This is a genomic window from Chryseobacterium sp. OV279 (assembly GCF_900128945.1).
Lineage (GTDB): Bacteria > Bacteroidota > Bacteroidia > Flavobacteriales > Weeksellaceae > Chryseobacterium.
This window is the reverse complement of the sequence record NZ_FQUD01000001.1, coordinates 21,145-37,216: the sequence shown is the minus strand read 5'-3', so window position 1 is coordinate 37,216 and position 16,072 is coordinate 21,145. Positions and strand designations below refer to the sequence as shown.

17 protein-coding genes are annotated in these 16,072 nt (G+C 38.1%); 9 read left to right on the top strand and 8 right to left on the bottom strand.

Annotated features, from left to right (window positions below):
* Positions 1 to 38: 38 nt before the first annotated feature.
* The 3 genes from BUA72_RS00150 (at position 39) to BUA72_RS00140 (ending at position 1,623) form a co-directional block, all read left to right on the top strand.
* On the top strand, positions 39 to 629 hold the full coding sequence (locus BUA72_RS00150) for a phage tail protein (RefSeq protein ID WP_081987449.1): 591 nt from the start codon (positions 39 to 41) through the stop codon (positions 627 to 629).
* Between the two features lie 6 nt (positions 630 to 635).
* Entirely contained in the window at positions 636 to 1,325 is a 690-nt protein-coding gene (locus tag BUA72_RS00145) for a T9SS type A sorting domain-containing protein (protein ID WP_047453066.1), read from the top strand.
* Positions 1,326 to 1,425: 100 nt separating this feature from the next.
* A complete protein-coding gene (locus BUA72_RS00140) occupies positions 1,426 to 1,623 on the top strand; it encodes a KTSC domain-containing protein (RefSeq protein WP_047453069.1) in 198 nt (65 codons plus the stop codon).
* 62 nt (positions 1,624 to 1,685) lie between these two features.
* Here the strand turns inward: BUA72_RS00140 and guaB are convergent, their stop codons facing one another.
* The 7 genes from guaB to BUA72_RS00105 all read right to left on the bottom strand — a co-directional run bounded on the left by guaB (position 1,686) and on the right by BUA72_RS00105 (position 8,544).
* On the bottom strand, positions 1,686 to 3,146 hold the full coding sequence (guaB, locus tag BUA72_RS00135) for an IMP dehydrogenase (protein ID WP_072921204.1): 1,461 nt from the start codon (positions 3,144 to 3,146) through the stop codon (positions 1,686 to 1,688).
* A 245-nt stretch (positions 3,147 to 3,391) separates the two neighbouring features.
* Positions 3,392 to 3,892 (bottom strand): DUF4252 domain-containing protein, encoded by a 501-nt coding sequence (locus tag BUA72_RS00130; protein ID WP_072921203.1) that lies wholly within the window; start codon positions 3,890 to 3,892, stop codon positions 3,392 to 3,394.
* A 12-nt stretch (positions 3,893 to 3,904) separates the two neighbouring features.
* A complete protein-coding gene (locus BUA72_RS00125; RefSeq protein ID WP_072921202.1) occupies positions 3,905 to 5,191 on the bottom strand; it encodes a DUF4252 domain-containing protein in 1,287 nt (428 codons plus the stop codon).
* 65 nt (positions 5,192 to 5,256) lie between these two features.
* Positions 5,257 to 5,931, bottom strand: coding sequence for a hypothetical protein (locus tag BUA72_RS00120; protein WP_175548840.1), 675 nt, complete (start codon positions 5,929 to 5,931; stop codon positions 5,257 to 5,259).
* Positions 5,906 to 6,415, bottom strand: a complete 510-nt coding sequence (locus BUA72_RS00115; RefSeq protein WP_034731659.1) for an RNA polymerase sigma factor — start codon at positions 6,413 to 6,415, stop codon at positions 5,906 to 5,908. Before BUA72_RS00115 ends, BUA72_RS00120 begins: the two co-directional genes overlap by 26 nt.
* A 385-nt stretch (positions 6,416 to 6,800) precedes the next feature.
* On the bottom strand, positions 6,801 to 7,961 hold the full coding sequence (locus BUA72_RS00110) for a GlmU family protein (RefSeq protein WP_072921201.1): 1,161 nt from the start codon (positions 7,959 to 7,961) through the stop codon (positions 6,801 to 6,803).
* A 331-nt stretch (positions 7,962 to 8,292) separates the two neighbouring features.
* Positions 8,293 to 8,544, bottom strand: coding sequence for a type B 50S ribosomal protein L31 (locus BUA72_RS00105; RefSeq protein ID WP_034731665.1), 252 nt, complete (start codon positions 8,542 to 8,544; stop codon positions 8,293 to 8,295).
* 180 nt (positions 8,545 to 8,724) lie between these two features.
* On the opposite strand from BUA72_RS00105, the gene BUA72_RS00100 reads away from it, so the two are divergent.
* The 6 genes from BUA72_RS00100 (at position 8,725) to BUA72_RS00075 (ending at position 14,115) form a co-directional block, all read left to right on the top strand.
* Positions 8,725 to 10,134, top strand: coding sequence for a hypothetical protein (locus tag BUA72_RS00100; protein WP_072921200.1), 1,410 nt, complete (start codon positions 8,725 to 8,727; stop codon positions 10,132 to 10,134).
* Complete coding sequence (locus tag BUA72_RS00095) at positions 10,134 to 10,460, top strand: nucleotide pyrophosphohydrolase (RefSeq protein ID WP_034731670.1); 327 nt, start codon at positions 10,134 to 10,136, stop codon at positions 10,458 to 10,460. The genes BUA72_RS00100 and BUA72_RS00095 overlap by 1 nt, the downstream gene beginning before the upstream one ends.
* A gap of 92 nt (positions 10,461 to 10,552) precedes the next feature.
* The gene (locus BUA72_RS00090; RefSeq protein WP_072921199.1) at positions 10,553 to 11,776 is read left to right on the top strand and encodes a 3-phosphoshikimate 1-carboxyvinyltransferase; all 1,224 of its coding nucleotides are present in this window, start codon (positions 10,553 to 10,555) and stop codon (positions 11,774 to 11,776) included.
* A 36-nt stretch (positions 11,777 to 11,812) separates the two neighbouring features.
* Positions 11,813 to 12,298, top strand: a complete 486-nt coding sequence (locus BUA72_RS00085; protein WP_072921198.1) for a hypothetical protein — start codon at positions 11,813 to 11,815, stop codon at positions 12,296 to 12,298.
* 15 nt (positions 12,299 to 12,313) lie between these two features.
* Positions 12,314 to 12,988 carry a hypothetical protein gene (locus tag BUA72_RS00080; RefSeq protein ID WP_072921197.1) on the top strand — a complete coding sequence of 225 codons (675 nt, stop codon included), beginning with the start codon at positions 12,314 to 12,316 and terminating at the stop codon, positions 12,986 to 12,988.
* A 143-nt stretch (positions 12,989 to 13,131) separates the two neighbouring features.
* Positions 13,132 to 14,115, top strand: coding sequence for a phosphatidylinositol-specific phospholipase C (locus BUA72_RS00075; protein ID WP_072921196.1), 984 nt, complete (start codon positions 13,132 to 13,134; stop codon positions 14,113 to 14,115).
* A gap of 102 nt (positions 14,116 to 14,217) precedes the next feature.
* Here BUA72_RS00075 and BUA72_RS00070 read toward each other — a convergent pair whose 3' ends face one another.
* A complete protein-coding gene (locus tag BUA72_RS00070) occupies positions 14,218 to 16,047 on the bottom strand; it encodes an alkaline phosphatase (protein WP_072921195.1) in 1,830 nt (609 codons plus the stop codon).
* Positions 16,048 to 16,072: the final 25 nt, after the last annotated feature.

The window sequence follows — 16,072 nt, the reverse complement described above, 5'->3', positions numbered from 1 at the left end:
AAATATTTTATAATTTTACATCAACAAAACTAATCATCATGAAAAACTTTATCCTATTATGCATACTGCTTGTAAGCAGCGCATTTTCGTCCGCTTTAAAAGCACAAATGGACCCTTATCTTGGGCAAATTATTTTCGTCCCTTACAACAGAACACCTGTAGGATGGGCAGACTGTAACGGACAGCTTTTATCGATTGCACAAAACACAGCTCTTTTTTCCCTGTTAGGAACTACCTATGGTGGAAACGGAACCACAAATTTCGCTTTACCGGACATGAGAGGAAGAATACCTCTTTCTCAGGGGCAAGGACCTGGTATTAGTCAGAACTATCTGATCGGAGAAATGGGAGGAAGTGAAAGTGTTACTTTGACCCAACAGCAAATTCCTGCTCACAGCCATACGATAAATGCAGTAACTGCAGAAGGAAACCAGAATACCCCTACAGGAAATCTTCCTGCAGACACTAAGCTTTTAGACAAAGAATATTCTGACGCCACTGCCAATACCACCATGAAGGCCACTATGGTAAATCCTACGGGAGGCAACCAGGCTCATGAAAACAGACAGCCTTATGTAACGCTGAGATGTATCATTGCAACACAGGGTGTTTATCCATCTTTTAATTAATAAGTTATGAAAACTCTATACTTATTAGCTATAGTTCTTGGAAGTTCGATGGCCGCACAGACCATCACTTTCAATGGATGTCATAATCTGTTTGACAACCAGAATTTTATTTTCACGAAAACCGGAGTTGATGCCAATAACAAAAATATTTACATCACGACACCGGTGGATGGACAACCTTGCGGCGGACTAGGAACGTGTGAGTTTAAAATCAAGTGGAATAACGCTCTTACAAGATGGGAATTCCTTGCAGATGAAGGAAATGGAACATTTACCACTCCTACGCTGATCTATTACAATTCAACCGGAAACAATGCCAGTCCAAGACCTCCGAGTAATACCTTTGGAACATGGATAGAAAACGCAGTACCAACCGGTACGGCCGGACAGTGCGGAGGAAATCTTACGGGAGTTAATTCTACTCTGACAGGCGATGTACACAGCACCTCACTGGCAACAACGGATGTGACAAAAACCAAGATTCAGATCTTCCCGAATCCAGTATCTGATGTGATCCGTATCTCAGGAATTGATAACGGACAGACGATCCAGATTTATAACGTAGACGGAAGGTTGGTAAGAACTGATGCATTTGATCAGAAGATTGATGTTTCTTCACTTTCCGCGGGAGTTTATGTTTTAAGAATTACTACTAAAAATTTCGAATCTCATGAATTTAAATTCGTGAAGAAATAGAGATATAATGTTTTTATAGCATTAATTGATTATTGATATAGCCTTTGGAGTTTTCCGGAGGCTATTTTTTGTGAGGAATAATTTTTGCTGCCTGCATACTATGCCATCAAGTGTTGTCAACTCCTATATCTATTTCCCGGAGACTGAAGTGTTGAGAATTATCTATCAGTCCGGTGCTGTGTATGACTATCTGAAAGTACCTCTGTCCATTTCTGAAAAGTTCAGGGAAGCCAGATCAAAAGGACGTTTTTTAAACGCCGTGATTAAGCGGAAATTTAAGTATATCAAAGTCAGCTGATTCATCTAATAAAAAATGCCACACAGATCTGTGCGGCATTTTTTATATTGTTTCCATATATTCTAAAAAGAATAATTCGGAGCTTCCTGAGTGATGATCACATCATGTGGGTGAGATTCTTTCAATCCGCTTCCTGTGATCATAACCATTTTGGTGTCTTTCTGTAAAGCTTCAATATCTTTAGCTCCACAGTATCCCATACCGGCTCTTAGACCTCCGGTAAGCTGGAAGATCACATCTTCTAACTTCCCTTTATGTGGTACTCTTCCTTCAATTCCTTCCGGAACGAATTTTTTAGCCTCACTCTGGAAATATCTTTCTTTTCCTCCTCTCTTCATGGCGGAAAGACTTCCCATTCCCTGATAAGATTTGAATTTTCTTCCCTGGAAGATAATTTCTTCTCCCGGAGCCTCATCTGTTCCTGCTAATAGTGAACCCAGCATTACTGCTCCTGCTCCACTCGCAATCGCTTTTACGATATCTCCTGAAAGTTTGATTCCTCCGTCAGCAATTACTGCTACGTTTTTAGATGCAGCGTATTCGTATACATTATAAATAGCGGATAACTGAGGAACCCCAACTCCTGCCACTACTCTTGTTGTACAGATAGAACCAGGTCCCACCCCTACTTTAAGAACGTTGGCACCAGCTTCAATAAGGTCTTTCGCTGCTTCAGCCGTTACAATATTTCCTCCTACGATATCTAAATCCGGGTACGTTCTTCTGATTTCGGAGATTTTATCTAAAACTCCTTTAGAATGTCCGTGAGCTGAATCAATAGCCACAATATCGACACCGGCGTTCACCAATGCTGCAATTCTGTCCATCGTATCTTCTCCAACTCCAACACCTGCACCTACGATAAGACGACCTTTGTGATCTTTATTCGAATTCGGGTATTCCAACTGATTGTCGATATCCTTGATGGTAATTAATCCTACAAGTTTATTGTCTTTATCTACGATCGGAAGCTTTTCAACTCTGCTTTTCAAAAGAATTTCTTTTGCTTTTTCAAGGTTGGTATTTTTATCAGAAGTGATCAGATTTTCTTTGGTCATGATCTCTTCTACCTTCATATCAAGATTTTCCTGATATTTTACATCTCTGTTGGTAATAATCCCGATCAGCACATTATCTGAATCTACTACTGGAAGACCTGAGATTTTATACTTAGCCATTGTTTCTTTAGCCTGAGCCAAAGTATGATCTTTTGAAAGGGTAACAGGATCAGAGATCATTCCGTTTTCTGAACGCTTTACACGGTTTACCTGTGCAGCCTGCTCAGCGATCGTCATGTTTTTGTGAATAAAACCTAAGCCTCCCACTCTTGCCAGAGCAATGGCCAGATCTCCTTCAGTAACTGTGTCCATCGCAGCAGAAACTATCGGAACATTCAGCGTGATTTTGTCGGTAAGTCTTGATTTTAAGGATACCTGGTTAGGTAAAACTTCTGAATAAGAAGGGACTAGAAGAACGTCATCGAAAGTGATGGCTGTCTCTACAATTTTGTTATGAATAGACATCTTTACTTTCTTTGCAAAATTAGGTTATTTTGACGAGATATGAAAATCCTTTTCAATAGTTTAAATAAAAATTAATAATCAATAACTTAAATCAAAAAACCGCTCTTATTAGGAACGGTCTTTCTGTACAAAATAATTAGTATAGTATGAAACTACTTGTTATATCTTTTACGGAAGAATGATTTCGCTATATATTTTAGCAAGACATACCTCTCTTATTAATTTTTTTCCAACAGTAAAAATTTTTATTTATCTGTAGCGGCATTGATCACTTTTGAAATATCGTCTGCAGTAAAGCTCCCTCTCACATCCACAAAAACCAGTTCTTTATCTGAGTTCACGGTGATCATCATATTTTTAATGGTTTCTCCGTTCTGTTTTACCCTTACATTAACGTTTTCTCCGTCGTGTTTAATGGTAGCCCAGTCTTCAAAATCATTGTCGTTTAAATATTTGGAGTAGTCGTTCAGCATGGTTTTACTGCCGTTATCTACCGTCATGACTCTGATCTTAGATACTTTTTTGATCAGGGCAATCACTTCTTCACTTTCGCCGTCTTCTCTTAATGCCTTCTTGATAAAAGGTTTAGCGAGAAATAACGGAACATTGAAGCTTGCAAATTTGGCTCCTTTATAATCGTACCCCGACTGTTTAAAGAAATCGATATTAGGTCTGCGAGACGCTATACAAGAATGAAGAACAAGTACTGCGAAGATTCCTACAAAGACGTTTATTAAAGTTTTCATGGCCGTTATTTTTTAGTCGATAGGTTTCAGAGTACCTCCGGATGTTTTGCTGATGTTAGCTTCTATTTCAGGTCTTCCTTTGTATTTTACCAATCCTCCTGAAGACGCTCTTACTTTCAGTCTGCTTGAAACATTTACAGACAGGTTGGCCCCGGATGTCGCTTCTGCCTCAAGACTGTCCAGTCTCAGTTCATCTGCTTTGACGAGCGCTCCGCTGCTGATGTCTATGATTCCTGAATTCGCTTTTCCTTCAATTGCTGCATTGGATCCGCTGGAAGCTTTTACCATAATGGTTCCCGCTGTAATTCCCGCTCTGATATTTGAACCTGAAGAAATCCCGATGTCCACTGAATTTGAAATTTTAAAATCTCCATGTACATTAGCTCCGGATGATGCATCAATCGTAAGATTATTTTCTCTGATAGAATTCACCACATTGAAGTTAGATCCTGAAGAAGCTTTGATATTATCCATTCTTGGGGAAGAAATATTAACACTTAGATTTCTAAATCTTAAATTCTTCGTTCCCTTATTATCTATATACACTTTTAAAACTCCGTTTTCCACTTTCGTGATCACATACTGAAGTTTATCGGCATCGGCAATCACCTTTACACTGGTTGGGCTTTCCTGCTTGAAAACCACATTAACGCCTGTACTCACCTGAATTCCTGAGAATTCACCGACATTTCTTGCTTCCCCGTTAATATAAGAGGAATTACTTTCAGCGGTAAAACTGCTTCTGGTAGTGGTTACCGAACTGGTTTTAGTTTTCGTCTCACTGGAATTGATGATCTTATTCACATCATCCATGGAAAGTTTCCCATCCAGCATTACCAGGATATTTTCTCCTTTTCCTCCGTCGATGCTCAACAGCAGGTCATCCAGGATTCCGTCTTTTGCTTCGGCGGAAAGAAATTTAATCTTCGATCCGGAACTGTTCACAGTCATGATTTCGCTGTAATTGAGCGTTTTTAAATAAGAGGCTACATCTTTATTCAACTGAGACAAATGGGTCTGTACCTGAATACCTTCTTTAGTATTGGCTTTTTCCGGATTTTCGGTGATCAGAATCTTCAATCCGTTAATTTTAGACAACAGCGGCTTGATCTGATCCAACTGCGAATCATCAATATTAAGACTGCTGAGCATCCCGAACATGGGTTTAGCAATTTTAATAGAGGTTACACCTTCCACTTCCTGATATTTTTCAAAAAGTCTGTCGAACTTATCACCCTGCCCATACACCGTAAAGAAGTGGGAAAAGGCAAGCGCGAATATTATGAATATTTTTTTCATGAGTCAATTTTTATTTCTTTTAAAGCTGATTATTTTTGCCTGATCAGGTGCATAATCTATTTTTGTTAATAATCGTCGTCTACGACGGTAGGCTGTACTAACTTTTCACTAACGTTATTTGCAAATATCTGGAATGAATATTTAGTCACATTGATGGCTTCTTCTACATTATCGATTCTTTTACCGTTGACAATAACGTAAGAATTTTTATAGCCTGTAGAATCATTTAAAGCCTTGTTGTTTTTAAAAGAGGCGTTGTTTACAAATCTCGGCCTTGTTTCTTTTTTAAGCCTTCCTCTTTTTGGCAGAATTTCATCCAGTACATCTTTTTCCGCTACCGAATTCTCCTGAAATATAGAATCCTTCTTCGCCCCGGAAATAGAATCGGTGTGGTTTACCGCTACCTGCTCCTGGTGGTCGTTATTCTCTTCTATAAATTTTGATTTCTGCTTTAAAACTTCATTTTTTACAAACTGTTCCTTTTCAATAACCCCTGTACGGTAATGATTAAAGAAAAAACCTACACTGAAAATAAGCACTATTCCGGCTGCCATCCAGAACCATTTCGGGAAAGAAGGTTTATTCTTCTGAAGCGGGATGATGGGAGCATCCTTTGTTTCCATACCGGGAGCTGCTTCTTCTGTTTTCTGAAGAAAGTCTTCAAAGCTCCAGTCCATTTTCTCTTCCTTTATATCCCGGAAGATTTCGTCGTATTTATTCTGAGATTGATCTTTGTTCATAGCTCATCAGTTGTGATATTTGTTCTTTTACTTTTTGTCTCGCCCGCATCAGATTGACTCTTACTGCGTTTTCTTCCATCTCCAGCATTTCGGAAATTTCCGAGACTTCATATTCTTCTACATCTTTCAGATGGATCACCATTTTCTGTTTTTCCGGGAGCTGGTTGATAAAACCTATGATATACTCCTTCAGATTATTGATATCCATGCTGTATAGTTCTGAGCGGTGAAGCTGCAAATCTGCAAATCCCAACTTCACATCGTGGTGTTTCAGGCGGTTCAGGCATTCGTTCCGGACGGACTTTAAAGCATAGGATTTCAAATTTCCAAATTGCCCCAGCTCCTCCCTCTTCTGCCAGAACTTCATCATCAGGTCCTGCACCACGTCCTCTGCTTCATCACTGCTCATAACAAATCTTTTCGCAAAACGATACATCTCGTCTTTGAGAATAAACACCGTATTCTTGAAAGTTTCTTGGGTCATGAGTTTTGTTTCTATTAATAAGACAATTAAAATCTTAATTCTATTACACTACATTGTAAAATAAATGTTGTTTTTCGCATTTTGTTTCCGCTTCATACTCATAAAGCCCTTCTGTAAAAGAGTTTTCATGATGTTTATAAAAATACCTATTTTTTTTCTTTTCTGAAAGATAATTTCAAAATCTTAAGTTTTCTGCTATTTTTCGGTATAATAAATTTGAAATTTCACAAAGAAATAGAAAACTTACACGACATTTTTTTTGCTTACCAAAGCTTTAGAAATACAATCATCTGTGAAAGTCCGTCTAATCCGTGGCAGAACAAAAGGTTTCCGTTTCAAATAACTCTCAGTAACAAAAAAGCCTCCGGAATGGAGGCTTTCAATATTAATAGGTATCAAAAATATGTTTTAAAATTGCTTTATCATCATCCGTTAATTGCACTTTCCTTCTCGCCATAGCCCGTTCTGCCACTTCATAGGCTTTATCCAATTTGAATCTTTCATCATCTTTACATCCGCCCCACGAAAAGTTCTCCACAAGATTGGGAGGAAACCCAGGTTTAAATATATTGGAAGCAACACCAATTACCGTTCCTGTATTTAACTGCGTATTGATCGCCGTTTTGGAGTGGTCTCCCATAATCAGACCGGCGAACTGAAGTCCTGTGTCTTCAAAAGCTTTTGTTCTGTAATTCCACAGTTTGACCTGGCTGTAATTGTTTTTAAGATTGGAAGAGTTCGTATCTGCCCCGAAATTACACCATTCGCCAATCACAGAATTCCCTACAAAACCTTCATGCCCTTTACTTGAATAGCCGAAGATAATAATGTTATTCACCTCACCTCCTACTTTACAATGTGGGCCTACCGTTGTAGCTCCGTAAATTTTGGAACCTAAATTAAATTTGGAATCTTCTCCCAATGATATAGGTCCGCGAAGATTGCAGCCTTCCATCACCTCAGCGTTTTTCCCAATGTAAATCTTTCCCGTTTTCGTATTGATCGTAGAAAATTCTACCTGCGCTCCTTCTTCAATGAACAAATCTTTTTTATCTCCTAAAAATCCATTGGTAGAAGATAATTCCTGAGAAGTTCTCCCTTCAGTAATAAGGTTGAAATCAAAATCGATTGCAAGGTGATTATAAGTAAACAGGTCTGATGGCTTTTTAAAGAATACCAGTTTCTCTTTGATATCCGTCATCTTTTCGATCTGATTCAGGGAAAAACCTTTCATATTGATTCTGGCAGCCACCAGTTCATCTTCATAAACCAAAGCTTCACCCTGCTTAAGATCTTTAATCTGTTGAATGACTGTTTCAGTCGGCAGGAAATTGGTGACCAAGAAAAGACTTTCTTTGTCTTCTGGGGCTTTAAATTTATTCTGAAGATAATTTTCGGTAAAATACGAAACTTCGGTATTTCCAAGGATTTTTTGCCATCGCTCAGAAAAAGTCAGGATTCCGCATCGCATGGCGGCAACAGGACGGGTAAAGGTAAGCGGAAGAAAATCTTCCCAATACTGGGCATCTGAAAATACTAATTGCATTATTTTAGAAGTTAGAGATTAGAAGTTAGAAATTAAATACTCGGGATGGAAGTATTGTACTTCATCACTATTTGCAGCATCTGATTTCTGTTCAGAACAAAAATACGAAAATAGCGGGAATGGAGAAATTAGAAGTTAGGGATTAGGGATTAGGGATTAGAAGTTAGTTAATGAGTCTCATAGTAAGAATATCTGTCCTTTTATTTAAAAAGAATACAATTACAATTTATAGAGATAAAGCACAAAGTACACCCAACTAACTTCTAGCTTCTACCAACAAAAAAAGTCTCCCAATATATTGGAAGACTTCAGTATGTTTGATAACAAAAAATTACTTAGCGAATTTTTTGTATTTGTTCATAAACTTATCAACTCTACCTGCAGTATCAACTAACTTCACTTTACCAGTGTAGAAAGGGTGAGAAGTTGAAGAGATTTCCATTTTGATCAATGGGTACTCTTGTCCTTCGAATTCGATACTATCTTTTGTTTCTGCAGTAGACTTACAAAGAAACACGTCGTCGTTACTCATATCTTTGAAAACAACAAGTCTATAATTTTCTGGGTGGATTCCTTTTTTCATAATACAATTTTTAAAAAATTAAAGTTTGCTTTCGAAATAGTAATGGTATTTCTCTGCTAATTTTAGGCTGCAAAAATACAACATTTTTTTAAATATCCAAATACTCCATTCAATTTTTTTTATTGATAAGAAATTCAAAGTATTTTCGTTAAATTTGGAATCTATTAAACTTTAATTTCGATGAAATTCAAACTATTACTGGCTTTTTCTTTCTGGATGCTTCTTGTAGCGGTATCATGTAATAAAGACGATATTACTTTTGATGCCCCTTCACAGCAGTTACGTTTTTCAAAGGACACGGTATTCTGTGACACTGTTTATCATCAGGTACGTTCTGAAACGTATTTGGTAAAGGTATATAATAATGAAGACAAAGACGTTCTTATCCCAAGAATCAATCTGGAAAAAGGAAGTGCATCATTATATAGAATCAATGTAGACGGAAAACCGGGTTATGATTTTAAAGATGTTCCTTTGAGAAAGAAAGACAGCATGTATATTTTCGTTGAAATTGCTCCGCAAGCTACCGGACCTGAAGCTATCGCTGAGGACAAAATCCTATTCAGCAGCGGCGCAGGACAGCAGCATGTTACTTTATTCTCAGTGGTACAGGATGCGGAATTCTTCATTCAAACCCCTACCAATCCTAACCAGATTGCCACCCATACAGTCTGGAGTAAAAATAAAGCGAAGATTATTTATGGTGACCTTACCATCAATCCTAATATAACACTGGATATTCAACCTGGAACAAAAGTGTATTTCCACACCAACAGTGGGATGAAAGTTTCCACTGGTGCTACCTTAAATATTAATGGAGCACTGAATGATGAAGTTATTCTCCGCGGAGATCGAAACGATCTGGATCACGATACCCTTCCTAAAAACTGGAACTCTATCCGTATGGAAGCCAATTCTAATCTTAATATGAATTTCGCGAGACTTTTCGGAGGAACCAGAGGACTGGATATGAAACAGAATATTGCCAATATCAGCAACTCATTCATCCATAACTTCTTTGAATACGGTATTTATGCTGTTGGCTCAACAGTTACTGCTAAAAACTTAGTCATGAATAATTGTGGCGAGTCTTGCATCGGGATCTTCAGAGGAGGAAATCACAGCTATACACACGCTACCATTGCCAATTATTCCAAAACAATGGGAGCATTCAACAGAAACGGAATTACCGCTGCCAACGAATGGAAAAATGCCGCAGGAACCACAGAACAAGGAGCTCTACAGCGTCTTGACATCAAGAACAGTATTGTGTATTCAGACCGCGATAATTCTGTGAATTTTGAACAGACTCCGGGTCAGCAGTTTGAATTCCTTATTCAGAACTCATTAATCAAATATTCAGGTGTACCTGAAGCCGGATTTAATTTTGACACCAGTGCTAATGTCATCCAAAGCATCAAAAATCAGGAACCACAATTCCTTAACTATTTTGCGGCTAAGATGAATTTAAGAGTAAAAACAACATCTCCGGCCAGAGGAAAAGGAAACTTAACCGTAGCGGGAACCGTACCTCTTGATATTGTGAATGTATCGAGAACCACTAACCCTACACTTGGCGCTTATCAATAATGGAAATAACACAATTGCAGCAGCAGGTAGACGAATGGATCAAAACCATCGGAGTCCGCTATTTCAATGAACTGACCAATATGGCGATGCTCACCGAAGAGGTAGGCGAAGTAGCCAGAATCATAGCCAGACGATATGGCGAACAGAGCGAAAAAGAAAGCGATAAAAGCAAAGATCTCGGCGAAGAACTGGCAGATGTACTGTTTGTAACATTATGTTTAGCCAACCAGACCGGAGTAAATCTGCAGGAAGCTTTCGACAAAAAGATGAAGATCAAAACTGACCGCGATAAAGAGCGTCATCAGAATAATGAGAAGTTAAAATAGAAATAGATTTCAGATATGAGACACCAGATATCAGACGTTAAACAATCTGATATCTGATGTCTGTCATCTGATGTCTCTAATTTGAAGAAACAATGAAGTTAGAAAAATCAAAATTATCAGCAGATAAAACAGTTCAGATCAGCGGTTCGAAAAGTATTTCGAATCGTTTGTTGATTTTGGAAAGTTTATTTAAAAACATACATATCGGGAATTTATCCAATTCTCAGGATACACAGTTGCTGAAAAAAGCACTGTCTGAAAATACGGAAACCGTAGACATCCATCATGCAGGAACCGCCATGCGTTTTCTTGCGTCTTACTATTCGATCTTTGAAGGAAAAACGACGATTCTTACCGGATCCAAAAGGATGAAGGAAAGGCCGATCAAAAACCTCGTGAGCGCCTTGAAAGACTTAGGGGCAGAAATTGAGTATTTGGAAAATGAAGGTTATCCGCCTTTAAAAATCACAGGAAAAAAGATCACTCAAAAGCAGGTGAACGTTCCGGCTAATATATCCAGCCAGTTCATCACTTCTCTCCTTCTGATTGCCGGGAAACTGGAAAACGGACTGGAAATTAATCTGGTTGGAGAAGTCACTTCAAGATCATATATCGAAATGACGCTGGATATTCTGACTAAATTCGGAATTAAAAACAGCTTTGAAGGAAATACCATTAAAGTAGAACCTTTTGACTCGAACAGTGAGTTGTCAACAGTGAATTATGAAGTGGAAAGTGACTGGAGCTCGGCTTCGTACTTCTACTCGATCTGTGCACTGGGAAGAGAAACCATTCACCTGAAAAGTTTTTACAAAGAGTCTACCCAGGGAGATTCTGCCATTGCTAAGATCTATGAAGACTTTTTCGGTATTAAAACGATATTCACAGAAGATGAACATAAACTAACGTTGATACCTGAGCAAAACTTCTCATTCCCGGAAAAAATTGTTCTGGATATGAACAACTGCCCGGATATCGCTCAAACACTTTGCGTAACGGCAGCAGCCTTAAAAATTCCGTTCGAAATTTCCGGACTGGGAACTTTAAGAGTAAAAGAAACCGACAGACTTCAGGCTTTATATAATGAACTGAAAAAACTGGGAACCGAAACAGAGATCACAGATCTTACCATCAAATCTCTAAGTTTTGGAGAACCGGAAGAAAATATTTCCATCAAAACGTATCAGGATCACAGAATGGCGATGAGTTTTGCTCCGTTCTGCCTGATCAGAGAACTCAATATTGAAGAGGAAGATGTGGTAGAGAAATCTTACCCGATGTTCTGGAAGGATCTGGATGATGTGATGATTCGTTGATTTGACGATGCGGTAATTTGAAAATATACAGATTTTATGAGAAACTTTTTTCTGCTTTTTGCGGTCATGATCCCGATGGTATTTTCGGCACAATATCTTTTGCCTAATGAGGAAACTGTATTCTCATTTGACACCAAAAACGGGAAGAAAATGGCTTTGGTGAAAGATAAAAAGAACGGTTATATTCAGTATAGATTTGGGAGTAAAAATCGTGTAGAGATGGAATTTCCAGCCACAAGGACCAAAGAAAGCTGGAAGCAGTTTACCTACAGTTCTTACCACAGAGGTGGCGGAAAACAAAATGCAGGTATGGACCTCAACTATCTGACCTTTACCAATAATAACTATAAATATCAACTTTTCAGAACGTATTCCGCGGAAGATGAATCATTTTCCACAGGAATTACCGTTACAGACAGCAAGGGAAAAGAAACTGAGATTACAGGAGTTTACAAAACCATCAAAGGGTGCCTGTGTAATCTGGAAGATACAGAGGTAAAGAAAGAAGATTTTGGTTCATAATTTAATTCTTTTAAAATGAAACAGCTTTTCTCTCTCGCCACTTCTTTGTTAGTCGTAGGATTTCATGCCCAGAATCTGAAAAACTTTGCGGTCCCGAAAGGCTATCAAAAAATTGCCGAAGCGAAAGGAGATCTGGATAAAGACGGAAAAGATGAAACCGTATTTATTTTCAATACAGATAAAAAAACCAATCTGGATGACCGCGATGATTTCCTGAGATCATTTTTCATCTTAAAAGACGTAGACGGCCAGCTGAAAATATGGAAGGAAAACAACTCAGTACTTTTTTCCAGCGGAATGGGATTTTATCCGGAAAGCAATGCTGCTCCTGAAATATCCATTAAGAATAACAGTCTTTCTATTACCCAAATATTCAATACGAATTCAAGACATACCCAGACTTATACACATACCTTTAGATTTCAGAACGGTGATTTTTACCTCATCGGCTCATCTGACAGATTTGAAGACACCTGTGATTTTAATAATCTGAACGAAATCAATTTCTCAACAGGAAAAGTCATTATTGATGAAGAACATGGTTCCTGCGATGAGGATGAAAAAGTGATCCCAAAAGATATTCACAAAGAACTGATCCATCCGTTTAAGACTTTGATCAAAATGAACAATTTCAGGATTGGGGAAAACAAATTTAAAATCCCCGGTTTAAAAAGAGACTTCATTTATTAACTTTTTCCATAAATTAGAAAATTCACGACTCTCATACTTTAATACAACTTAATTATCTCTTAAGATTGAATTAACTTCTCCTGATATGATATATCCTTATTTTTAATCAAATAAAAATACCATCAACTATATCAAATTAAAGTATGAGATCTTCAACAATTTTATTCCTTAGCATTACCGTTGCAAGTATGTTTTTCTCTTGTTCGGAAAGAACAGCCGAAATGGATTCAGACAGTACAGTCCTAAGTCTTCAGAAAAAAAATGACCGGACTTCTTTAGCATCCATCGAAACCAATAGCTGGATGTCCGGCCTTCAGGATAATATTTCAATAGCTAAAATTTCTATCCCCGGCACTCATGATTCCGGTGCGATGAGAGAGATACCCTCTAACAGTGGTACTGCAAAAACCCAAAATCTTACGATTGATCAGCAACTTAATGCCGGAGTCCGTTTTCTGGATATCCGTTGCAGACATATTGATAATTCATTTGCAATACATCATGGTGCTATCTATCAAAATTTAAACTTTGATGATGTACTCAACGCATGTTATGCATTTTTGGAGAGCCATCCTACAGAAACAATCATTATGTCTGTTAAAGAAGAATACAATGCTTCAAACACATCCAGAAGTTTTGAAAAAACATTTGACACGTATGTTCAGAAAAATCCTTCTAAATGGGATCTGGGAAATAACATTCCGAAGCTGGGAGATATCAGAGGTAAAATCAGGTTACTGAGAAGATTCCCGGCAGAGGCTTCCAAAGGGATCAATGCCACGGGATGGGCAGATAATACTACATTTGAGATTAACAATACTCCGGGTACATCAGTAAAGGTTCAGGATTACTATAAAGTAACGAATAATGATGAAAAATGGACCAAAATATCAACCCTTTTCAACGAAGCAAAAAATGATACAAGTGGCAAACTTTTCATTAATTTCACAAGTGGATACAAACCTTTAATATTTGGAATACCAAGCATTCCGGGAGTTTCGGACAATATCAATCCTAAGGTAAATACTTTCTTCCAAAACAACACCAAAGGATCTTACGGTATGATGCCAATTGATTTCATCACCGCAGAATTATCAACACTGATTATTAAAACCAATTATAACTAGATTATTAATTGATAATCCGTTACCATAAAAAATGTAGTCTTTAATTGCTAAAGACTACATTTTTTTTAAGCCGGATTGTTTCCGTATTAATTCATCAACGTACTATTTCTGCATTCCGTAGGCTTCCAGTATTTTATGAAAGATCTCCGTATTTTCAAACAGCCCGGTGAATTCCTGAGAATGGGGTCCGTAAGCAAATACACTGGATGGAATTGAGGTATGATCATTCGTACTGAAATTCCCGAAAACCCAACCTTCTTTAAGACTTCCGTCCAAAAGCGTCAGACCTCCGGTTTCATGGTCTCCTACGACGATAACCAGCGTTTCTTTATTTTCATCTGCAAACTTCATGGCTTTTCCTACTACATGATCAAAATCCAATAATTCAGTGACCAGCTGCTCCAGATTATTGCTGTGACCACCGCCATCTGTCTGCGAAGCTTCGACCATCATAAAGAAGCCTTTTTTATTTTCTTTTAAATCATTTAACGTAAGATCAAAAGCATCAGCCAGCCAGTTTCCTCTTCCATTACTTATTCTTTGTGAAGCCAAAGAATCAATAATCAATGTTCGGTTATTTATTTTAATGACTGATTTCAGATCCTGGTAGAAATCAATCTTGGCATCTTTGATCTTTTGCACATTCTCCTGACTCAATCCGTTTGTAGGTCCTCCGATTAAAATTTTCGTTTTAGAACTGACAAAATCTTTCAGAATGGGCTCCGAACTATTCCTATTGTCTGAATGGGCATAGAAATCAGCAGGTGTCGCATCCGTCACATCTCCTGTGGAAATCAATCCCGAAACCATTCCTTTAGCAGCAATGATATCCGGAATCTGAGCCAGAGCTTTTCCCTGATCATCTACCCCTACAAATGTATTTTTAGTTTTAACGCCTGTAGCAAATGCGGTTGATCCCGGCGCGGAGTCCGTAATGTAGGCGTTCAAAGAATTGGTTTTGGATAAGCCGGTGGATTTCATATTAAAAACATTCAGTTTCCCTTTATTAGCCGTAAAAGCAGCATAGTATTGAGGAAGAGAAGTTCCGTCCGGAATCAGAAGAATAACATTTTTAACCTTCTTATCGGTTTTATCTGTTTTGTACGTTGGTTGATAGACCTCATACTCCTTTGTATTCTTATAAAAATTCTTAGGAATGGTATTGATGAACTTTTTAAGATCAGGAATATGGTCTGTATTGATATAATCCACATCAAGATCCATCAGATTCACCCAGGCATTGGTAAAATCAGGGGCTCCGTAGAACCGGATGGGCTTTTGCTGAGCATGGGCTTTTGATACGGACTGTCTGATCTTTTCTGTTTCTTCATCCCTTGGAATCCCTTTTCCGTTCCATTTAACAAGTTCCTGAAAGTCTGCACTGAACATTCCGACTCTTTTCAGTTGATCTGCGGTATAGTTTGTATCAAGATTCCCGTCAAAAGAGAGATAATTTGGATAGTTTTTAAAATCACCCGGCTGAGGTCTTCCGCCAGTGATCACAATTTTAATTCCCGGACAGCCAGTAATTTCAGGATATTTCTTCAAAATACCCACCAACGCACTCAAAGACGTTTTATAGTCCTGTTTGATATCGATGAGCAGCTGCAACTTTTTATTACCATCAGAATAAATATTTCCTTTGTTCAACTTGATCTGTTTCGATATCGGATCAAGGTACAGACTTTCCAATGTTCGGTCTGGTAACAATTCTTTTTCGGTATGCGCGACCCATAACTTCCCCTTTACAAGAAAAACATCCGCTTCAACAGAACCAAAATTGGCATAATACGCCTGCCAAAAGGGAATCTCCTGCTGATAATCATTATGCGAATGGGCATTTCCTACGGTATACTTCAGATAGTTCTGAGCCTGGTTTTGGGTAAACAGACCAAAAGCCAGTACCGCTGCTATTTTTTTTGATAATTTCATAATACTATTAAAAAAAACCGTATCA